The sequence below is a fragment of the Streptomyces sp. BRA346 genome (genome assembly GCF_052851135.1).
Genome location: NZ_JAIWIH010000029.1, coordinates 57328 through 76343, shown reverse-complemented (window position 1 = coordinate 76343; position 19016 = coordinate 57328). Strand labels below are relative to the sequence as shown.

The window sequence follows — 19016 nt, the reverse complement described above, 5'->3', positions numbered from 1 at the left end:
GCCGCGCCCCCATCGGTCCGGGCGCGGCCGCCGCCTAGTGTGCCGCTCATGAGCGCGTCCCCCGCATCCCGTTCCGAAGCCCCCGGTCTCGCCGGCCGTACCGCAGTCGTCACCGGCGCCGCCGGGGGCATCGGGCGGGCGTGCAGCCTGCGGCTGGCGGCCGCCGGGGCGCGGGTCCGGGCGGTCGACATGGACGCGGAGGGCCTTGCCGACCTGGTCGCCTGTGCCGAAGGCAGCGTCGAGGCGTACGCCCTGGACCTGACCGACCTCGACGAGGCCGAACGGGCCGCCGAGGGCGCCGACATCCTGGTCAACAACGCGGGGATCCAGCTCGTCCGCCCGATCGAGGACTTTCCGCCGGAGGTCTTCTCCCGGGTGCTCACGGTGATGCTGGAGGCCCCGTTCCGGCTGGTGCGCGGCGCCCTGCCGGGGATGTACGAGCGCGGCTGGGGGCGGATCGTGAACATCTCCTCCGTGCACGGGCTGCGCGCGTCCGCGTACAAGTCCGCGTATGTGGCCGCCAAACACGGTCTCGAGGGGCTCTCCAAGGTCGCCGCCCTGGAGGGCGCGCCCCACGGGGTGACGTCCAACTGCGTCAACCCCGGCTATGTACGGACCCCACTGGTCGAGCGTCAGATCGCCGATCAGGCCGCGGCGCACGGCATCTCCACTGAGCGCGTCGTCTCCGAGGTGCTGCTGGCCGACGCGGCGGTCAAGCGGCTCGTCGAGCCGGAGGAGGTGGCGGAGGCCGTGGCGTATCTGTGCGGTCCGCACTCCTCGTTCATCACCGGCGCCTCGCTCAGCATGGACGGCGGATGGACGGCCCACTGAACGGCTCCCCGGACAGCTCCTCGAACGGCCCCCCGTACGAGCGGCCGGACGGCCCCCTGCCCGGCCGCTCGGCGGACCGCACACCGGGCCGCGCCGCCTCCGGCGGGAGTACGCCGTCCGACGATCCGCCGGAGACCCCATACCTGGAACTGCTCGCGCGCGGCGCGCCCGCCGAGGCGTACGAGCGCCCCGGCCTGCGGGCCCGCGCCGAGGGCGCCCCGGCCGGGCGGCTGGCAGCGCTGGAGCGCGCCAAGCTGCTCGCCCTGCGGGTACGCGGCGAACTGGAGGGGCGCAGGCGACGCGAGGCCGAGCTGTCCGCGCTCTTCGAGACCGCCCACGACCTCGCCGGGCTGCGCGATCTGGACGCGGTCCTCCAGGCCATCGTGCAGCGCGCCCGCTCGCTCCTGGGGACCGAGGTCGCGTACCTGACGCTCAACGACCCGACCGCGGGGGACACCTATATGCGGGTCACCGACGGTTCGGTCTCGGCGCGCTTCCAGCAGCTGCGGCTCGGCATGGGGGAGGGGCTCGGCGGGCTCGTCGCCCAGACCGCGCGCCCCTATGTGACCGACAGCTACTTCGACGACCCCCGGTTCCAGCACACCCGCACCATCGACGCGGGCGTCAGCGACGAGGGCCTGGTCGCCATCCTCGGAGTGCCGCTGCTGCTCGGCAGCGGCGTCATCGGCGTGCTGTTCGCGGCCGACCGCCGCGTCCGCGTCTTCGAACGCGAACAGATCGCCCTGCTCGCCTCCTTCGCCGCGCACGCGGCCGTGGCGATCGACACGGCCAACCTGCTCGCCGAGACCCGGACCGCGCTGGCCGAACTGGAGGCCGCCAACGAGATCATCCGGGACCGCAGCGGTGTCATCGAGCGCGCCTCCGAAGTCCACGACCGGCTCACCGAACTGGTGCTGCGCGGTGGCGGGGTGCAGGACGTCGCCGCCGCCGTGGCCGAGGTGCTGAGCGGATCCGTGGAGTTCCTGGAGGCGGACGCGGCCCCCGCGGGCGCCCTCGACCGGTCGCGGGCCGACGGCCACGCGGTACGCCACGGCGAGGACTGGGTCGCGGCCGTCTCCGCGGGCGGCGAACTCCTCGGCGCGCTCGTCCTGCACGGCCACCCCCGGCTCGACCCCGTGGACCAGCGCACCCTGGAGCGCGCCGCCATGGTCACCTCACTCCTCCAGCTCGCCCGCCGTTCGGCGGGCGAGGCCGAACAGCGGGTGCGCGGCGAGCTGCTGGACGACCTGCTCGACGCGCCCGACCGGGAGCCGCGCCTGCTGCGGGAGCGGGCCGCGCGGCTGCGGGCCGACCTGGACGCGCCCCATGTCGTCCTCGCCGCGGGCATCGACGCGCCGCGCTCCGAGCCCGCGGCCGAACCCGACCCCTCCGCCGAGGACGCCGCCGACCGGCAGCGCCTGTGGTCCGCCGCGTCCCATCTGGCCGCCACCCGACAGGGCCTGGCCGCGGCGCGCGACGGCGGCACGGTGCTGTTGCTGCCGCTCGCCGACGGCGACAGCGCCGACGCCCTCGCCCGCCGCACCGCCCGGCAGCTGGGCACCGCCGTGCACGCGCCCGTCACCGTCGGCGCCTCCGCACCCGTGGCCGCGCCCGCCGCCGCGCCCGCCGAGGTGGCGGCCTCGTACGCCGAGGCCCGGCGCTGTCTGGCCGCGCTGCGGGTGCTGGGCCGGGCCGGGGAGGGGGCCGCCGCCGAGGACTTCGGCTTCCTCGGTCTGCTGCTGGCCGGTACGCGGGACGGCGCCCCGGACGGCACCCGGGTGCGGGACTTCGTCACGCGCACCATCGGGGCGGTCGTGGAGTACGACGCGCGGCGCGGCACCGGGCTGGTCCGCACGCTCGACGCATACTTCGCCAGCGGGATGAGCCCGGCGCGCACCAAGGACGAGCTGCATGTGCATGTGAACACGGTGGCGCAGCGGCTGGAGCGGGTGGGGCGGCTGCTCGGCGCCGACTGGCAGTCGCCCGCGCGGTCGCTGGAGATCCAGCTGGCGCTGCGGCTGCACCGGCTGACGGGGACCGTGGAGCACCCGCCCCATACCCCCTGAGCCGAGGCCCGCCCCGCACCCCTCACGCCGAGGCCGAACGGGAAGCCTTCGACGCCGCCCGCGGCTCATCGCCGTCGCCCGGCCGGATGGCGGCCAGGTCGCGTTCGCGCGTCTCCTTCGCCGCGCCGACCGCGACCACCGTCAGCAGCGCCGCCGCGATGACGTACAGGGCGATCGGCGTGGCGCTGTCGTAGTCCGCCAGCAGCGCGGTGGCGATCAGCGGTGCGGGCGCCCCGGCCGCGACGGAGGAGAACTGGGCGCCGATCGAGGCGCCCGAGTACCGCATGCGCGTCGCGAACATCTCCGAGAAGAAGGCCGCCTGGGGCGCGTACATCGCACCGTGGAAGACCAGCCCGACCGTGACCGCGAGGAGCAGCGCCCCGAAGCCCTCCGTGTCGATGAGGGCGAAGAAGGGGAACGCCCACGCGCCGACGCCCACGGCGCCCAGCAGATAGACCGGACGGCGGCCGATGCGGTCCGAGAGGGCGCCCCAGGCGGGGATCGTCACGAAGTGCACGGCGGAGGCGATGAGGACGGCGTTCAGCGCGGTCTGCTTGCCGAGGCCCACATGGTCGGACGTGGCGTAGACGAGGACGAAGGCCGTGATCACGTAGTAGCTGATGTTCTCGGCCATCCTGGCGCCCATCGCGACCAGGACGTCCCGCCAGTGGTGGCGCAGGACGGCCACCAGCGGCATCTTCTCCGCCACGTCGGCGGACTTCCGTGCCTCGGCCTGGGCCAGCGCGGCCTTGAACACCGGGGATTCATCGACAGAGAGACGAATCCACAAGCCGACCAGCACCAGCACACCGGAGAGCAGGAACGGCACCCGCCACCCCCAGGACTCGAAGGAGCCCTCGGAGAGCAGCCCGGTCAGCGCGGACAGCACCCCGGTGGCCAGCAACTGCCCGGCGGGGGCGCCGGTCTGCGGCCAGGACGCCCAGAATCCGCGCCGTCGCGCGTCCCCGTGCTCGGACACCAGCAGCACCGCCCCGCCCCATTCGCCGCCGAGCGCGAAGCCCTGCACCAGCCGCAGCGCGGTGAGCAGGACGGGCGCGGCCGAGCCGACGGTGGCGTGCGTCGGCAGCAGGCCGATCGCACAGGTCGCCCCGCCCATCAGCAGCAGGCTCAGGATCAGCAGCTTCTTACGGCCGAGCCGGTCGCCGTAGTGCCCGAACACCAGGGCACCGATCGGCCGGGCGGCGAAGCCGACCGCGTACGTCAGGAACGACAGCAGGGTGCCGACGAGCGGGTCGGAGTCGGGGAAGAAGAGCTTGTTGAAGACGAGCGCGGCGGCCGACCCGTAGAGGAAGAAGTCGTACCACTCGATGGTGGTGCCGACGAGGCTGGCGGCGACGACGCGGCGCAGCGATCCGGGGCTGGTCGGGGGAGCGGGGGCCGGAGGAGCCATGGTTACCACTTCCGAGCGGGTGCGGGGACGGATGCGAGTGCCCACACCGTAGAAATGCGCATGTCAGCTCGGATATGTACGGGGACTCCACACTTGGGCCGTCCGCTGCGGGCCCCGCACCCATACGAAGGGGGCCACACGAACGGGCCCGGGGGTGGGTGGTGTCCGATGCCCCCGGGCCCGTGCGCTCCGCTTCAGGCCTTGCGGTAGTCGTACGCCTCCGCGGCGGCTCCGGCGACGGTGTCCACGTCCGCGCCCGTGGACGCGGTGACCACGGCCGCCACCGCGCCCTCCACGAGAGGCGCGTCCACCAGCCGGGAGCCCTCCGGAAGCTCGTCCTCCTCGGCCAGCAGCGCCTTGACGGTCAGTACGGCGCTGCCGAGGTCGACCAGTATGGCCACCCCGGCGCCCTGGTCGACGGCGTACGCCGCCTCGCGTATCAGCTCCTCACTGGTGCCGAATCCGCCGTCCGGGGTCCCGCCCGCGGCCCGTACGGGCGCGGTGCCGCCGCCCGCCAGCGCGGTGGCCATCCGGGCGACCGACTCGGCGACCTCCCCGCTGTGCGACACGACCACGACCCCGACCAGCTTCTCCCCACTGTCCTCGGTCATCGGACGGCCTCCGCCAGCGCCGCGACGATCAGCGCGGACGAGGTGGCGCCGGGGTCCTGGTGGCCGACGCTGCGTTCGCCCAGATAGCTGGCCCGGCCCTTGCGCGCGAGCATCGGCACGGTGGCCAGCGCGCCCTTGTCGGCGGCCTCGCCCGCCGCGGCGAACGACGCGGTGTCGCCGCCCAGCGCCTCCACCGCGGGGACCAGCGCGTCCAGCATGGTCTTGTCGCCCGGCGCGGCGCCGCCGAGCTGGGCCACCGCGTCCACCCCGGCCCGCAGCGCGTCCGCCAGCTGCTGGGGCGTGACCTCCGCCGCGTCCCCCAGCGCCTTGCCCGCGCGCCGCAGCAGCGTCCCGTACAGCGGCCCGGAGGCGCCGCCCACCTTCGAGATCAGCTGGCGCCCGGCCAGGATGAGCGCGGCGCCGGGCGATCCCGGCGGCTCCTTCTCCAGCGCCTCCGTCACGGCCGCGAAACCGCGCTGCATGTTGGTGCCGTGGTCGGCGTCGCCGATCGCGGAATCCAGCTCGGTGAGCCGGGCCGCCTCGCGGTGCACGGACTCGGCCGCGGCGGTGAGCCAGCGTTGGAAGAAAGAGGTGTCGAGCGCGTGTTCGACTGCGGATTCACTGCTGGACACAGACGCCTCCTCAGGACGGTAACCGACGGCGACAGCGTACGTATCAGGTCGGCCGGTGGGGTCCGGCGGGCCGGGCCCGGCGGACCGGCTCCGGTGGTCGGGGTCCGGTGGTCCGGATGCGGTGGTCCGGATGCGGTGGTCCGGGTCAGCAGCCCCAGCGCAGCCCGGCGGTCCGTACGGGCGCGTCCCACAGCCGCAGCAGGTCCTCGTCGACCTGGCACAGCGTGACCGAGGCGCCCGCCATGTCGAGTGATGTGACGTAGTTGCCGACGAGCGTACGTGCCACCGCCACGCGGCGCTCGCCGAGCACCCGGTGCACCTCGGCCGCGAAGCCGTACAGCTCCAGCTGCGGGGTGGCGCCCATGCCGTTGACCAGGACGAGCACCGGATTGTCCGGGCGCAGGTCGTCCAGGACCGCGTCGACCGCGTAGTCGGCGATCTCGCGCGAGGTCATCATGGCGCGCCGCTCCCGCCCCGGCTCGCCGTGGATGCCCACGCCCAACTCCAGCTCCCCGGCGGGCAGGTCGAAGGTGGGGCCGCCCTTGGCGGGTGTCGCGCAGGGCGAGAGCGCCACGCCGAAGCTGCGCGAGCACGCGTTGACCCGGCGGGCGATCGCCTCCACCCGCTCCAGTGGCGCCCCCTCCTCGGCCGCCGCGCCGGCGATCTTCTCCACGAACAGCGTGGCGCCGGTACCGCGGCGGCCCGCCGTGTGGGTGCTGTCGGACACCGCCACGTCGTCGTCGACGAGCACCTTGGCGACCTGGATGCCCTCGTCCTCGGCCAGTTCGGCCGCCATGTCGAAGTTGAGCACGTCGCCGGTGTAGTTCTTGACGACGAACAGCACGCCCTTGCCGCTGTCCACGGCGGCCGCCGCGCGCACCATCTGGTCGGGCACGGGGGAGGTGAAGACCTCGCCGGGGCAGGCCGCGTCGAGCATGCCGGCACCGACGAACCCGCCGTGCAGCGGCTCGTGGCCGGAGCCGCCGCCGGAGACCAGGGCCACCTTGTCGGGTACCGGCGCGTCCCGCCGGACGATCACCCGGTTCTCGACATCCACGGTCAGTTCGGGATGGGAGGCGGCCAGTCCGCGCAGCGCGTCGGCGACCACGGTTTCGGCCACATTGATGAGCATCTTCATGGGCGTGTTCGTCCTCCACCGGGTGGGAGCTGTGCACCGCTGCAACAGCGTACGGATCCGGCGCGGTCATGGCACCCCTGGGGCGCTGAGCCGAACGGCCTAATAAGCCGAAAAAGGTACATAGACATCATATGGTGCGCGCATGGAGAACACTGCCGCACCGGCGGCCGCTGCCGCGCGCCCGCGACCGCATCCACCCCGGACGCCGCGCCACCGGCGCCGCGCGCCGTGGCTCGCGGTGGTCGCCGTCGGCTATGCGGCGGTCCAGCTCGCCGTGGTCGTTCCGCACGTCGGACACGCGTTGGGCTGGGACGAGTCCGTGTACGTCTCCCAGGTGGACCCGCGCACCCCGTCCGCGTACTTCAGCGCGCCGCGCTCCCGCGGCATCAGCATGCTGGTCTCCCCGGTGGTGGCCGCCACGTCCTCCATTACGGTGCTCCGGGTCCTCCTTGCGGTGCTTTCCGCGGGCGCGCTCTACGCCGCCTTCCGCGTCTGGAACAGGTTGCTGCCCCGCGGTCCCGTGGCGCTCGCCGCGCTGCTCTTCGCCGGGCTGTGGATCACCGCGATCAGCGGCCCCGCCGTGATGCCCAACCTCTGGGTCGCGCTCGGCGCGGTGGCCGCCGTCGGCTGGTTCCTGCGGTTACCCACCGAGCTCCATGCCCGCTGGTGGCTCGCCGCCCTCGTCGCCGGTGTCACGCTCGTCCGCACCCCCGACGGCGGCTGGCTGGCCCTTCCGCTGCTGGTCGCCGCGCTCCGGGTGCGGGCCTGGCGGCCCGCGCTGGCCCCGCTGGTGGGCGGGCTCCTGCTCGGCGCCGCACAGTGGATCGGCGAGGCGTACGAACGCTTCGGCGGCATCGGCGGGCGGCTGGACGTCTCCAGCGAGGTCGAGGGCGGCATGGGCCTCCACTTCGCCGTCGGCGCCGCGCTGCGCAGCCTCAACGGGCCGCAGCTGTGCCGCCCCTGCGACGTGTCGCTGACCCACCCGGAGCTGACCCTGTGGTGGCTGTCGCTGCCGGTGCTGACCCTCACCGCCATCAGCGTCGCCCTGCGGGACCGTCACGCACGGCGGACCCGGATGCGCGTCGGGCTCGGGCAGCCCTCCGCACCCCAGGACCCCGGTGCGCCGGTCACCGTGCTGCCCATCGTCTGCGCGGCCTCCCTCGCCGTCCCCTACCTGCTGCTCATCGACTACTCGGCGCCGCGCTTCCTCATGCCCTCCTACGCGCTGCTCGCCCTGCCCCTCGCCGCGCTGGGCTTCCGCGCCGTACGCGCCGCGCGCTCGCCCCGCCACATGGCCACCGCGCTCGCGATCGTCGTCCTGCTCCAGCTGGCCAGCCAGTTCGCCGTCCTCACCCACACGGCGGCGGTGTCCGAGAAGACCACCGGGCGCTACCGCACCGCCGCCGAGGGCCTGACCCGGCTGGGGCTGCGGCCGCCGTGTCTGGTGGCGGGCGACCGGGCCCTGCCCGTCGCGTACCACGCGGGCTGCGCCTCCGCCCAGACCGCCGGGAACAACCGCTCCATCAGCGTGTCCGGGCTGCTGCGGCGGGCCGCGCACGAGCCCACCGCGCTGCTCGTCCGGCGCGACGGCGGCGCCCGGCCGCCGTCGTACGCCCGCACCTGGATCGGGTTCCCGCTGCCGGGCACGGCGTGGAGCGCGTATCTGCCGCCGCATCAGGCACGCCAAGTGGCCTCGCGCGGCGCGGGGGAGGCCCTTCAGTCCCGTCAGTCCCGTCAGTCCCGGAAATCCGGACAGAAGGCGTCGGATAATCCCGCGAACATGGGCGCCATGACGACGTATCCGATCACCAGTTGGGCAGGATTCCAGGCCGCCGAGCCCGGCTTCGCCACCGCCGCGCAGGAGCGCTTCGAGCGCTACCGCACCCATGTCCTGGCCACCCTGCGCCAGGACGGCTCCCCGCGGCTGACACCGCTGGAGGTCACCTTCCGCTTCGGGGAACTGTGGCTCGGCATGATGCCCGACTCGCGCAAGGCCGTCGACCTGCGCCGCGACCGGCGCTTCTCGATCCAGGCCAACCCCGGCGCCGACACCGGCACCCCCGGCGGCGACGTCCGGGTCAGCGGCCGGGCCGTCGAGGTGACCGACCCGGATTCGCTGGCCCGCTTCGCCGCCGAGGTCCATCCGCCCGAGCCGTTCCACCTCTTCCGCGCCGAGGTGACCGAGGTCGTGCAGACCGAGGCCGGGGAATCCGGGCTGAGCCTGCGGACCTGGCGCCCGGGCCAGCCGGTACGGGTCGTACGGCCCGGCGCGGACGACGGCCCGCCCCCGGCGGACGAGACGAGCTGAGCGCGGCGGGCGCGACCGCACTGCCCGATGGTCCACGGCCCTTCCGAATTTTTGGAACGCGTTCTACCGTGCCCCTCGATCCCAGGACGCTCCCCGACCGCCGTCGTGGCGCACGCGAGACTCCAGGAGGGGCCGTGGACCTCGAATACACCCCTGAGCAGCGGCAGTTACGAGCCGAGCTGCGCACCTACTTCGCCGAGCTGGTCCCCGACGACGACTACGCCCGCTACGCCGACCCCGCCGGGCAGAAGCGGTTCTACCGCGAGACCATCCGCCGCCTCGGCACCGACGGCTGGCTGGGCGTGGGCTGGCCCCAGGAGTACGGCGGGCGGGGGCTGGGCCCGGTCGAGCAGTTCATCTTCTTCGACGAGGCCGCCCAGGCGGGCGTACCGCTGCCGCTCATGGCCCTCAACACCGTCGGCCCCACGCTCATGCGCTACGGCACCGACGAGCAGAAGCGGTACTTCCTGCCGCGTATCCTCTCCGGCGAGATCGACTTCGCGATCGGCTACAGCGAGCCCGACGCCGGAACCGACCTCGCCGCCCTCAAGACCCGCGCCGTCCGCGACGGCGACGACTACGTGGTGAACGGTCAGAAGACCTGGACCACCAACGGCGACACCGCCGACTGGGTCTGGCTCGCCGTGCGCACCGACCCCGACGCCAAGCCCCACCAGGGCATCAGCATCCTGCTCGTCCCCACCACCGACCCCGGCTACTCCTGCACCGTCATCACCACCCTCGCCTCCCACGACACCACCGCCAGCTACTACGAGAACATCCGCGTCCCGGCCGCCCGCCGCGTCGGCGCCGAGAACGAGGGCTGGCGGATGATCACCACCCAGCTCAACTACGAACGCGTCACCCTCGCCGCCCACGGCACCATGGCCATCCGCGCCCTGCGCGGCGTACAGCAGTGGGCCGCCGACACCAAGCTCCCCGACGGCCGCCGGGTCATCGACCTGGCCTGGGTCCGCGCCCGGCTGGCCCGTACCCACGCCCGGCTGGACGCCATGAAGGTGCTCAACTGGCAGATGGTGGACGCCCTCCAGCGCGACACCCTGACCCCCCACGACGCCTCCGCCGTCAAGGTCTACGGCTCCGAGGCCCGCCGCGACGCCTACGCCTGGCTCATGGAAATCGTCGGCGCCGCGGGCCCCCTCAAGGAGGGCTCGGCGGGTGCGGTCCTCCACGGCGACCTGGAGCGCGGCTACCGCAGCAGCGTCGTCTTCACCTTCGGCGGCGGCAACAACGAGATCCAGCGGGAGATCATCTCCTGGATCGGCCTGGGCATGCCACGGGTACGCCGCTGACCCGCCGGCTGCCCGACCTCACGTCGCCCGTGGGTACAGCAGGCAGGCTGATCTCGGGACCCGCGTGGCGTACGGCGCTCTCGGCGCGTACGCGCAGGTCGCCGATGGCGAGGTGGTACTCGAAGCGGGCGCCGGTGTACGAGCACTGCTCGATCCTCGCGCGGAGGACGTTGACGTCGGCGGTGTCGCCCTCGGCCTCCGTGCGGTCGGTGAGCGAGATGCGTTCGGAGCGCAGGCCGACGGTGGCGGCTTCGCCCGGGGCGGGGCGGTGTCGGTGCGTACGACCCTCAAGTGGCGGACCCTGGTGCCGAGTTCCATGCGCAGGGTCTTGGCGTCGGCGGGCGACTCCTCGTCGACGCGGCCGTTGGCCGGTCGACTATGTGGTCGTAACCGGCCGGGTAGTACGCGGGGTCGGCCGGGCGGCGGCGTTCGCCTCGTCCGCGGTGCAGCCGGAGCACGTGCCGCCGGTGGCGGCGAGGACGCCCGCGGCGGTGGCGCCGCGCAGCACCCGGCGGCGCGTCGGCCGGGCGTGCGCGGACGGGGCGTCGATGCGGTCTGTGCTCATGATCCATGCTGTTCCGGGCGGGTGGGGCCCGCGGGTGAGCGTCGGGGCGCCCTATGTTGTCTCAAGCCGCGGATTGGTACAACCATCGGAGCGAAGGGATCTTGGGGGCGTGGCGGCGAAGCGGAAATTGTATCTAGATCGAACTTAGGGCAAGCTCATGCGCCTCTAGGCTGACCGCAGGAGGTGGTGGGCCATGACGGCGCCCGCGGCGCAGGGCATACCGGACCCCGACCCGGGGCTGTACGGCCCACGGTCGGTCACCTGGCAGATGCACGGCGACCCGATGATGTGGATCGCCGGGGTCCGCGCGCTCTATCTCCAGGCCCTGCACCCGCTCGCGGTGCGCGGCGTCATCCAGAACTCCGACTTCCGCCAGGACGCCTGGGGCAGGCTGCTGCGCACTGCCCGGTTCGTCGCGACCATCACCTACGGCACCACCGAGGCCGCGGAGCGGGCGGGTGCCCGGGTGCGGGGCATCCACCGGCGGCTCTCGGTCACCGACCCCGGCACCGGCGCCCGGCACGCCGTGGACGAGCCCGCCCTGCTGCTGTGGGTGCACTGCGCCGAGGTCGCCTCGTACCTCCATGTCGTACGCCGCTCCGGCTACCCCCTCACCGACGGCCAGGCGGACGCCTATGTCGCCGAGAACCGGGAGTCCGCCCGCCTGGTCGGGCTCGACCCCGCCGCCGTGCCGGGCGATACGGCGGAACTGCGCGCGTACTTCGCGGCGGTGCGCCCCGAACTCGCCGCCACCCCCGAGGCCCGCGAGGTCGACGCCTTTCTGCGCAGGCCCCCGGTGCACACCGCGCTCGTCCCGGCGCGCGACCTGATCTGGGGGCGCTTCGCCGCCCTGGCCTACGCCTCCCTGCCGCGTTACGCCCACGAGCTGTACGGACGCCCCGCACCCGCGCCCGCCACCGTCACCCGCCGTCTGCGGGCGACGGGCCGGGTGCTGCGGTGCGTCCCGTCCACGGTGCGCTGGCAGTTGCCGCCGAAGCACATCCTGCGGGCCGTGGAGAGGCTCGGCCCGGGCACCCGCCCCTCGCCCCGCACCCTCCTCCGCGACGCGGCCGTACCGGACGGGGCCGGGTGGTAGCCGCGGCGTTCACCCCGTGCTAATCCAGAGGGCATGCCTCACAGCGATGCCAGCGGTGCCAGCGGTGCCAGCGGTGCCAGGGATGCCTATGACGTCGTCATCGTCGGCGGCGGCCACAACGCCCTGGTCGCCGCCGCCTATCTGGGCCGGGCGGGGCGCAGCGTGCGGGTGCTGGAGCGGCTCGGCCACACCGGCGGCGCGGCCGTGTCCACGCGGCCTTATCCCGGGGTGGACGCCCGGCTCTCGCGCTACTCGTACCTGGTCAGCCTGCTGCCCCGGTCGATCGTCGACGACCTGGGCCTGCGGTTCGCGGTCCGCAAGCGGTCCGTCTCCTCGTACACCCCCACCGTCCGGGGCGGGCGGCCGACCGGGCTGCTGGTGGAGACCGGCGGCGGGGCGCGGACCCGGGAGGCGTTCGCGCGGCTGACCGGCGGGGAGCGGGAGTACGCGGCCTGGGAGCGGTTCTACGGGATGACGGGGCGGGTCGCCGAGCGGGTGTTCCCGACGCTGACCGAGCCGCTGCCGGACCGGGACGCGCTGCGGGCCCGGATCGGGGACGACGCGGCGTGGGAGGCGCTGTTCGAACGGCCGTTGGGGGAGGCGGTCGAGGCGGCGTTCGAGGACGACCTGGTGCGGGGCGTGGTGCTCACCGACGCGCTGATCGGCACCTTCGCCGACGCCCATGACCCCTCGCTGCGGCAGAACCGCTGCTTCCTGTACCACGTGATCGGTGGCGGCACCGGCGACTGGGACGTACCCGTCGGCGGCATGGGCGCGTTCACCGACGCGCTCGCGCACGCGGCGAGCCTCGCGGGCGCGCGGATCGCGACCGGCTGCGAGGTGACGGGGATCGCCACCGACGGGACGTCGGCCGAGGTGGCTTACGTCGACCGGGACGGCGAACACGTCGTGGGCGCCCGCCACGTACTCGTCGGGGCCGCCCCGCGGGAGCTGGCGCGGCTGCTCGGCGAGGAGCCGCCCGCCCCGCCCGCCGAGGGCGCGCAGCTGAAGGTGAACATGCTGCTGCGGCGGCTGCCCGCGCTGCGGGACCCCGAGGCGGACCCGCGCGAGGCGTTCGCCGGGACGTTCCACATCGCCGAGGGGTACGGCGACTTGGCGGAGGCGTACCGGCAGGCGGCCGCGGGGGAGCTGCCGCGGCGGCCGCCGTCGGAGATCTACTGCCACTCGCTGACCGACCCGTCGATCCTCGGCCCGGACCTGGCCGCGCGGGGCTACCAGACCCTGACCCTGTTCGGGCTGCACACCCCCGCCCGGCTGTTCACGGACGACCCGGAGGGGACCCGCGAGGCACTGCTGCGCGACACCCTCGCCCAGCTCGACGCCCATCTCGCCGAGCCGATCGCCGACTGCCTCGCGTACGACGCCGACGGCAGGCCGTGCATCGAGGCGAAGAGCCCGCTGGACCTGGACCGCGAACTGCGGCTGCCGGGCGGGAACATCTTCCACCGCGAGCTGGCCTTCCCGTACGCACAGGAGGGCACCGGCCGCTGGGGCGTGGAGACGCGCCACGCCAATGTGCTGCTGTGTGGCGCGGGCGCGGTGCGCGGCGGCGGGGTCAGCGGTATCCCCGGCCACAACGCGGCGATGGCGGTGCTGGGGAAGTAGCCCCGGCACCTCGGGACCCCGGCAACCGAGCCAATCTGACGTTGCGTCAGAAAAACTCTTCCCCTCCCCGGTCCCCTGCGGCATCCTGCCCCGCATGAAGACGGAGCTGAGCACAAGGCTGGGTGTCGAGCACGCCATCTTCGGCTTCACGCCGTTCCCCGCCGTGGCCGCGGCGATCACCCGCGCGGGCGGGTTCGGCGTGCTCGGCGCGGTCCGCTACGCCGCGGGCGAGGACCTCGCCCGCGACCTGGACTGGATGCAGGAGCACACCGACGGCAAACCGTACGGCCTCGACGTCGTGATGCCCGCGAAGAAGGTCGAGGGGGTGAGCGAGGCCGACATCGAGGCGATGATCCCGCAGGAGCACCGCGCGTTCGTCCAGGAGACCCTGGCCAAGCACGGGGTGCCCGAACTGGCCGAGGGCGAGGCGTCCGGCTGGCGGATCACCGGCTGGCTGGAGCAGGTCGCCCGCAGCCAGCTCGACGTCGCGTTCGACTACCCCGTCAAGCTGCTGGCCAACGCGCTCGGCTCGCCGCCCGCCGACGTCGTCGCCCGCGCCCACGACCGCGGCATCCTCGTCGCCGCGCTGGCCGGCAGCGCCCGTCACGCCCGCCACCACCAGGACGCGGGCCTCGACATCGTCGTCGCCCAGGGCTATGAGGCGGGCGGCCACACCGGTGAGATCGCCTCCATGGTGCTCACCCCCGAGGTCGTCGAGGCCGTCGACCCGCTGCCCGTGCTCGCCGCGGGCGGCATCGGCAGCGGCGAACAGATCGCCGCCGGGCTCGCGCTCGGCGCCCAGGGCGTATGGCTCGGCTCGATCTGGCTCACCACCGAGGAGGCCGAACTGCATTCGGCCGCGCTCACGAACAAGCTCCTCGCCGCCGGATCCGGCGACACCGTGCGCTCCCGCGCCCTCACCGGCAAGCCCGCCCGCCAGCTGCGCACCGCCTGGACGGACGCCTGGGACGACCCGCAGGGCCCCGGGACGCTGCCGATGCCGCTCCAGGGGCTGCTGGTCGCCGAGGCCGTCTCGCGCATCCAGAAGTACGAGGTGGAGCCGCTGCTCGGCACGCCGGTCGGGCAGATCGTGGGCCGGATGAACTCAACCCGCAGCGTGCAGGCCGTCTTCGACGACCTGACCCGGGGCTTCGAACGTGCCATCGACCGCGTCAACCGCATCGCCGGACGGGACTGAAGCGGGACTGAAGAAGGGCCACGACCGATGACCGCCACCACCAGCGACCCCACCCACACCATCCCGGTCGGCTTCTGGGCCCAGGCCGCGAGCGAACCCGACCGCGTCGTCCTCGTCGCCCCCGACGGCGAGGAGTGGACCGCCGCCCGGCTGCACGCCGCGTGCAACCAGCTCGTCGGCGGGCTGCGCGCCGCCGGGCTCCGGCGCGGCGACGCCTTCGCCGTCGTCCTCCCCAACGGAGTCGAGTTCTTCACCGCCGCGCTGGCCGCCACCCAGGCCGGGCTCTACCTCGTGCCCGTCAACCACCACCTGGTCGGCCCCGAGATCGCCTGGATCGTCTCCGACTCGGGCGCCAAGGTGCTGATCGCCCACGAACGCTTCGGCACCCAGGCCGCCCTGGCCGCCGACGAGGCCGGGCTGCCCGCCACCCACCGCTACGCGGTGGGTGGCGGCGTTGCTGTCGACGGGTTTCGCCCGTACGCCGAACTCCTCCGGGGACAGCCGGCGGACCCGCCCGCCGACCGCGAACTGGGCTGGGTCATGAACTACACCTCCGGTACGACGGGACGCCCGCGCGGCATCCGTCGCCCACTGACCGGAAAGCTCCCTGAGGAGAGCCATCTCGGCGGCTTCCTGCGCTTCTTCGGCATCCGGCCCCGCGCCGAGGAGCCCGACCACGTCCACCTGGTGTGCTCACCGCTCTACCACACGGCCGTCCTCCAGTTCGCGTCCTCGTCCCTGCACATCGGCCACCCCCTGGTGCTCATGGACAAGTGGACGCCCCAGGAGATGCTGCGGCTCATCGACGCCTACCGCTGCACCCACACCCACATGGTGCCCACGCAGTTCCACCGGCTGCTCGCCCTCCCCGAGGAGTTACGGGAGTCCTACGATGTCTCCTCGATGCGCCACGCCATCCACGGCGCCGCGCCCTGCCCGGACCACGTGAAACGCGCCATGATCGACTGGTGGGGCGGCTGCGTCGAGGAGTACTACGCGGCGAGCGAGGGCGGCGGCGCCTTCGCCACCGCCGAGGACTGGCTGAAGAAACCGGGAACGGTCGGCAAGCCCTGGCCCATCAGCGAAATCGCCATCTTCGACGACGACGGGCGGCAGCTGCCGCCCGGTGAGCTCGGCACCGTCTACATGAAGATGAGCACCGGCGGCTTCAGCTACCACAAGGACGAGGGCAAGACCCGCAAGAACCGCATCGGGGACTACTTCACCGTCGGCGACCTCGGCCTCCTCGACGACGACGGCTATCTCTACCTCCGCGACCGCAAGATCGACATGATCATCTCGGGCGGGGTCAACATCTACCCGGCCGAAATCGAGTCCGCGCTGCTCACCCACCCCGCCGTCGCCGACGCCGCCGCCTTCGGCATCCCGCACGACGACTGGGGCGAGGAGGTCAAGGCGGTCGTGGAACCCGCCCCGGGCCACACCCCGGGACCGGAGCTGGCGGCCGCCATCCTCGACCACTGCGCACAGCGGCTCGCGGGCTACAAGTGCCCCAAGTCCGTCGACTTCATCGCGGAGATGCCCCGCGACCCCAACGGCAAGCTCTACAAGCGGCGGCTCCGGGAGCCCTACTGGGACGGTCATGAGCGCTTTTCGCATATGTGACCACCTTCCCGGTGAGGGGCCTTGTGACAGGGGTGGTTTCCAGCCGTATCGGCCGTATCCTCTGCCCCATGCACACACTTGACAGTGTCGAGGTGGACGGGGTCGAGCTGACGTACCGGGTGTGGGGCGCCGCGGGCGACCCGCCCGTCCTGCTGCTGCACGGCCTCGGCGAGGACGGCGTCGACTGGCTCACCATAGCGCCGCGCCTCGCCCCGGGCCGCCGGGTGTACGCGCTCGACCTGCGCGGCCACGGCTCCAGCGACTGGCCGGGGGACTACGCCCTGGAACTGCTGCGGGACGAGGTCGCCGGGTTCCTCGCGGCGATGGGGCTGGAGCGCGTCACGCTCATCGGGCACTCCTACGGCGGCGTGGTCGCCTACCTCGTCGCCCAGCGCTTCCCGCAGCTGACGGAGCGGCTGGTGATCGAGGACGCCCCGCCGCTGCTGCCCCAGGACCCGCCGCTGGAGGTGCCGCCGCGCCCGGCCGGGCGGATGGCCTTCGACTGGGCCGTGAAGACGCAGTTCACCGCCCAGCGCAACGCCCCGGACCCGGGCTGGACCGAGGGGCTCTCGGCCATCACCGCGCCCACCCTGGTGATAGGCGGCGGCCCGGCCAGCCACATCCCGCAGGAGCTGCTGGCCGACCTGGCGGAGCGGATACCCGACTGCCGCCTGGTCACCATCGACGCGGGCCACTGCGTCCACCAGAACCGGCCCGAGGAGTTCCTCGACGCCCTGGCGGCGTTCCTGGAATAGGCCGTACGGACCTACGGGGTCGGCGGGCTCCCGTGGCCGAAGTCCGGGCGGCCCCAGGGGAGTCCGGCGCGCTCGCAGCCGCGCCGCAGCTCCTGGGCGTCGGGTACGTGCCCGCTCTCCTTGCGGATCACCTGGCCCGACGGCGACCACACGTACAGCGCGCGCTCCCCGTTGTCGTACGCCTCCACGGCGATGCCGCCGATCGTCGCGCGGTCGTGCCCCCACTGCGTACCGCCCTTGCCGCCGCGCCCCGCCAGCCGGATGCCGTCCGGGCCGAGGACGACGCCGGGGCGGCGCAGATCGTGGAACCAGCCCGCCAGCGCCCCGATCGCCATGCCCGCGGGCAGCCCCCAGAGCAGCCAGGACATTCCGCCGCCCACGAGGTGGCGCAGCTTGAAGCCGAGGACCGCGGCCACCGCCGCCCCGGCGGCCACCCCGCCGAGGTAGTACCAGAGGCGGGTGGCGGCGGGCAGCGGAACGACCACCGGCTCGCCCCCGGAGGGGGACGGCGGCGGGGGCGGGGTCTGCGGCGCGGGGCGGGCCGGGGCCGGGTGCGCCGCGCCCGCCGCCAGGGAGGCGTAGGCGGTCGAGGCGTACGCGTCGTACTCCGGGGCGGGAGGTTGGCCGGGGGCACGGTGGGCGCTGCCGTCCGGCGCGTGCTCGTCCTCGATGACGCGGTAGCCGCGCGAGTGCAGCACCGCCAGCAGTTCGACGGGCGGGATCCGCCCGGCGTGGGCGGTGCCGAGCAGCGACAGGTCGTACCCGTAGAACTGGAGCACCACCGCAGTCCGCGTGGTGCCGGTGGGCGTCTCCTCGGTGACCCGCTGCGGAACGATCCCGGCGATCCGGCCGGCGGGCAGCTCGGTGGTGCCGAACCACGGGTCGTACGCCGTGATCCCGCGCGGGCCGACGCGCCACCGCACCCCGGGGTTGCGCAGGACGCGCCAGTACGAGCCCGCGGTCCAGACGAGCACCAGCACGGCGAGCGCGTTGATGACCGCCACCCGCCCAGGGACCGCCCCGTCCGACGGCACGGCGGCCACGCCGAGCGCGACCAGCCCCATCAGCAGCGGCACCAGACGGGAGGTGAACTGCCGCCGCCGCTCCCCACGTTCGGGGCGCGCCCACTCCACCGTGTCCGCCGCGGGGGAGGGCAGCGGGCCCCCGGCCGCGGCGGCGAGCAGCGCCGCCTCGCGCCGGGCGAACCCCGCCTCCCAGTGCGCCGCCAGCCCCGGCGCCGCGTTCTTCCCGTCCGCCAGCCGCAGCGGCAGGCCGATCCGGCGGAAGGCGAGATGGAACGGGAACGGCGACATCCGCAGGCCCGTGGCGCCCGTGGCGCTCAGCGAGCCGATGGCGGACGCCCCGTAGTCCAGCGGCATCCGCACCGCCAGATCCGGCACGGTGAGGACGAGCGGCTGCGCGGGCGTGGACAGATGCGTCGCCACATTGCGCGTGCCGCGCAGCCGGTGCAGCCCCAGCTCCGTGACCCGCCACCGGGTGCGCGGCCACAGCCGCGCCAGGGCCGCGCCCAGGACGTACGCGCCGAGCGCCACCGCGAAGGGCACCAGCACCCGCGACAGCGGGTCGTCGGCGAGGGCGTACGCGACCCCGGCGGCGGCCGGGGCGATGAGCGGCGGCAGCCACCCGGGCGCGAAGACCCGGCGCCGCGGGGCGCTCTCCAGCAGCGAGGGTGGATGCGGTGACTGCGGCATGTGGCGGCGCTCCCCGTTGCGCGATGCGGTCGATGACCCGTGCACGAGTCGATGACCCGTGAACGAGCCCACATCGTGCCAGAGCCCTCCGGGCCGTACGCTCCCGGTGGGCGATCGACGCCCGCGCC

General features: G+C 74.0%; 16 protein-coding genes. 9 read left to right on the top strand and 7 right to left on the bottom strand.

Going from position 1 to position 19016, the window contains the following annotated elements; translation table 11 throughout:
• Positions 1-48: 48 nt before the first annotated feature.
• Both LCH29_RS30325 and LCH29_RS30320 read left to right on the top strand, forming a co-directional pair.
• Positions 49-831, top strand: a complete 783-nt coding sequence (locus LCH29_RS30325; protein ID WP_446464886.1) for a 3-hydroxybutyrate dehydrogenase — start codon at positions 49-51, stop codon at positions 829-831.
• Positions 816-2897, top strand: coding sequence for a helix-turn-helix domain-containing protein (locus LCH29_RS30320; RefSeq protein WP_446464885.1), 2082 nt, complete (start codon positions 816-818; stop codon positions 2895-2897). Before LCH29_RS30325 ends, LCH29_RS30320 begins: the two co-directional genes overlap by 16 nt.
• A 22-nt stretch (positions 2898-2919) precedes the next feature.
• Here the strand turns inward: LCH29_RS30320 and LCH29_RS30315 are convergent, their stop codons facing one another.
• From LCH29_RS30315 to dhaK, 4 genes are all read right to left on the bottom strand, one after another.
• The gene (locus LCH29_RS30315) at positions 2920-4308 is read right to left on the bottom strand and encodes an MFS transporter (protein WP_446464884.1); all 1389 of its coding nucleotides are present in this window, start codon (positions 4306-4308) and stop codon (positions 2920-2922) included.
• 194 nt (positions 4309-4502) lie between these two features.
• Positions 4503-4919: a PTS-dependent dihydroxyacetone kinase phosphotransferase subunit DhaM gene (locus LCH29_RS30310; protein ID WP_446464883.1), complete on the bottom strand. Its 417-nt coding sequence runs from the start codon at positions 4917-4919 to the stop codon at positions 4503-4505.
• Positions 4916-5551, bottom strand: a complete 636-nt coding sequence (gene dhaL / locus LCH29_RS30305) for a dihydroxyacetone kinase subunit DhaL (protein WP_446464882.1) — start codon at positions 5549-5551, stop codon at positions 4916-4918. Before dhaL ends, LCH29_RS30310 begins: the two co-directional genes overlap by 4 nt.
• 145 nt (positions 5552-5696) lie before the next feature.
• The gene (gene dhaK, locus LCH29_RS30300) at positions 5697-6689 is read right to left on the bottom strand and encodes a dihydroxyacetone kinase subunit DhaK (RefSeq protein WP_446464881.1); all 993 of its coding nucleotides are present in this window, start codon (positions 6687-6689) and stop codon (positions 5697-5699) included.
• 142 nt (positions 6690-6831) lie between these two features.
• Here dhaK and LCH29_RS30295 point away from each other — a divergent pair, with 142 nt between their 5' ends.
• On the top strand, positions 6832-8997 hold the full coding sequence (locus LCH29_RS30295; RefSeq protein ID WP_446464880.1) for a pyridoxamine 5'-phosphate oxidase family protein: 2166 nt from the start codon (positions 6832-6834) through the stop codon (positions 8995-8997).
• Positions 8998-9131: 134 nt separating this feature from the next.
• Positions 9132-10310, top strand: a complete 1179-nt coding sequence (locus LCH29_RS30290; RefSeq protein WP_446464879.1) for an acyl-CoA dehydrogenase family protein — start codon at positions 9132-9134, stop codon at positions 10308-10310.
• Here the strand turns inward: LCH29_RS30290 and LCH29_RS30285 are convergent.
• Together LCH29_RS30285 and LCH29_RS30280 are read right to left on the bottom strand one after the other, a co-directional pair.
• On the bottom strand, positions 10267-10530 hold the full coding sequence (locus tag LCH29_RS30285; protein ID WP_446464933.1) for a hypothetical protein: 264 nt from the start codon (positions 10528-10530) through the stop codon (positions 10267-10269). The two genes, LCH29_RS30290 and LCH29_RS30285, sit on opposite strands and share 44 nt — an antisense overlap.
• Before the next feature lie 156 nt (positions 10531-10686).
• Positions 10687-10875, bottom strand: coding sequence for a twin-arginine translocation signal domain-containing protein (locus LCH29_RS30280; protein WP_446464878.1), 189 nt, complete (start codon positions 10873-10875; stop codon positions 10687-10689).
• Between the two features lie 193 nt (positions 10876-11068).
• On the opposite strand from LCH29_RS30280, the gene LCH29_RS30275 reads away from it, so the two are divergent.
• The 5 genes from LCH29_RS30275 to LCH29_RS30255 all read left to right on the top strand — a co-directional run bounded on the left by LCH29_RS30275 (position 11069) and on the right by LCH29_RS30255 (position 17176).
• Entirely contained in the window at positions 11069-11971 is a 903-nt protein-coding gene (locus tag LCH29_RS30275) for an oxygenase MpaB family protein (RefSeq protein WP_446464877.1), read from the top strand.
• A 33-nt stretch (positions 11972-12004) separates the two neighbouring features.
• Positions 12005-13597 carry a phytoene desaturase family protein gene (locus LCH29_RS30270; RefSeq protein WP_446464876.1) on the top strand — a complete coding sequence of 531 codons (1593 nt, stop codon included), beginning with the start codon at positions 12005-12007 and terminating at the stop codon, positions 13595-13597.
• Positions 13598-13691: 94 nt separating this feature from the next.
• Positions 13692-14795, top strand: coding sequence for an NAD(P)H-dependent flavin oxidoreductase (locus LCH29_RS30265; RefSeq protein WP_446464875.1), 1104 nt, complete (start codon positions 13692-13694; stop codon positions 14793-14795).
• 27 nt (positions 14796-14822) lie between these two features.
• Complete coding sequence (locus LCH29_RS30260) at positions 14823-16421, top strand: acyl-CoA synthetase (RefSeq protein ID WP_446464874.1); 1599 nt, start codon at positions 14823-14825, stop codon at positions 16419-16421.
• Positions 16422-16489: 68 nt separating this feature from the next.
• Positions 16490-17176 (top strand): alpha/beta fold hydrolase, encoded by a 687-nt coding sequence (locus tag LCH29_RS30255; RefSeq protein WP_446464873.1) that lies wholly within the window; start codon positions 16490-16492, stop codon positions 17174-17176.
• Between the two features lie 11 nt (positions 17177-17187).
• Here the strand turns inward: LCH29_RS30255 and LCH29_RS30250 are convergent, their stop codons facing one another.
• Positions 17188-18888, bottom strand: coding sequence for a hypothetical protein (locus LCH29_RS30250; RefSeq protein ID WP_446464872.1), 1701 nt, complete (start codon positions 18886-18888; stop codon positions 17188-17190).
• Positions 18889-19016: the final 128 nt, after the last annotated feature.

What these genes read in the sequence shown, in the direction of transcription:
- LCH29_RS30325 (WP_446464886.1), top strand. Translation starts at nt 49, where the DNA reads ATGAGCGCGTCCCCCGCATCCCGTTCCGAAGCCCCCGGTCTCGCCGGC.
- LCH29_RS30320 (WP_446464885.1), top strand. Translation starts at nt 816, where the DNA reads ATGGACGGCCCACTGAACGGCTCCCCGGACAGCTCCTCGAACGGCCCC.
- LCH29_RS30315 (WP_446464884.1), bottom strand. Translation starts at nt 4,308, where the DNA reads ATGGCTCCTCCGGCCCCCGCTCCCCCGACCAGCCCCGGATCGCTGCGC.
- LCH29_RS30310 (WP_446464883.1), bottom strand. Translation starts at nt 4,919, where the DNA reads ATGACCGAGGACAGTGGGGAGAAGCTGGTCGGGGTCGTGGTCGTGTCG.
- dhaK (WP_446464881.1), bottom strand. Translation starts at nt 6,689, where the DNA reads ATGAAGATGCTCATCAATGTGGCCGAAACCGTGGTCGCCGACGCGCTG.
- LCH29_RS30295 (WP_446464880.1), top strand. Translation starts at nt 6,832, where the DNA reads ATGGAGAACACTGCCGCACCGGCGGCCGCTGCCGCGCGCCCGCGACCG.
- LCH29_RS30280 (WP_446464878.1), bottom strand. Translation starts at nt 10,875, where the DNA reads ATGAGCACAGACCGCATCGACGCCCCGTCCGCGCACGCCCGGCCGACG.
- LCH29_RS30275 (WP_446464877.1), top strand. Translation starts at nt 11,069, where the DNA reads ATGACGGCGCCCGCGGCGCAGGGCATACCGGACCCCGACCCGGGGCTG.
- LCH29_RS30270 (WP_446464876.1), top strand. Translation starts at nt 12,005, where the DNA reads ATGCCTCACAGCGATGCCAGCGGTGCCAGCGGTGCCAGCGGTGCCAGG.
- LCH29_RS30265 (WP_446464875.1), top strand. Translation starts at nt 13,692, where the DNA reads ATGAAGACGGAGCTGAGCACAAGGCTGGGTGTCGAGCACGCCATCTTC.
- LCH29_RS30260 (WP_446464874.1), top strand. Translation starts at nt 14,823, where the DNA reads ATGACCGCCACCACCAGCGACCCCACCCACACCATCCCGGTCGGCTTC.
- LCH29_RS30255 (WP_446464873.1), top strand. Translation starts at nt 16,490, where the DNA reads ATGCACACACTTGACAGTGTCGAGGTGGACGGGGTCGAGCTGACGTAC.
- LCH29_RS30250 (WP_446464872.1), bottom strand. Translation starts at nt 18,888, where the DNA reads ATGCCGCAGTCACCGCATCCACCCTCGCTGCTGGAGAGCGCCCCGCGG.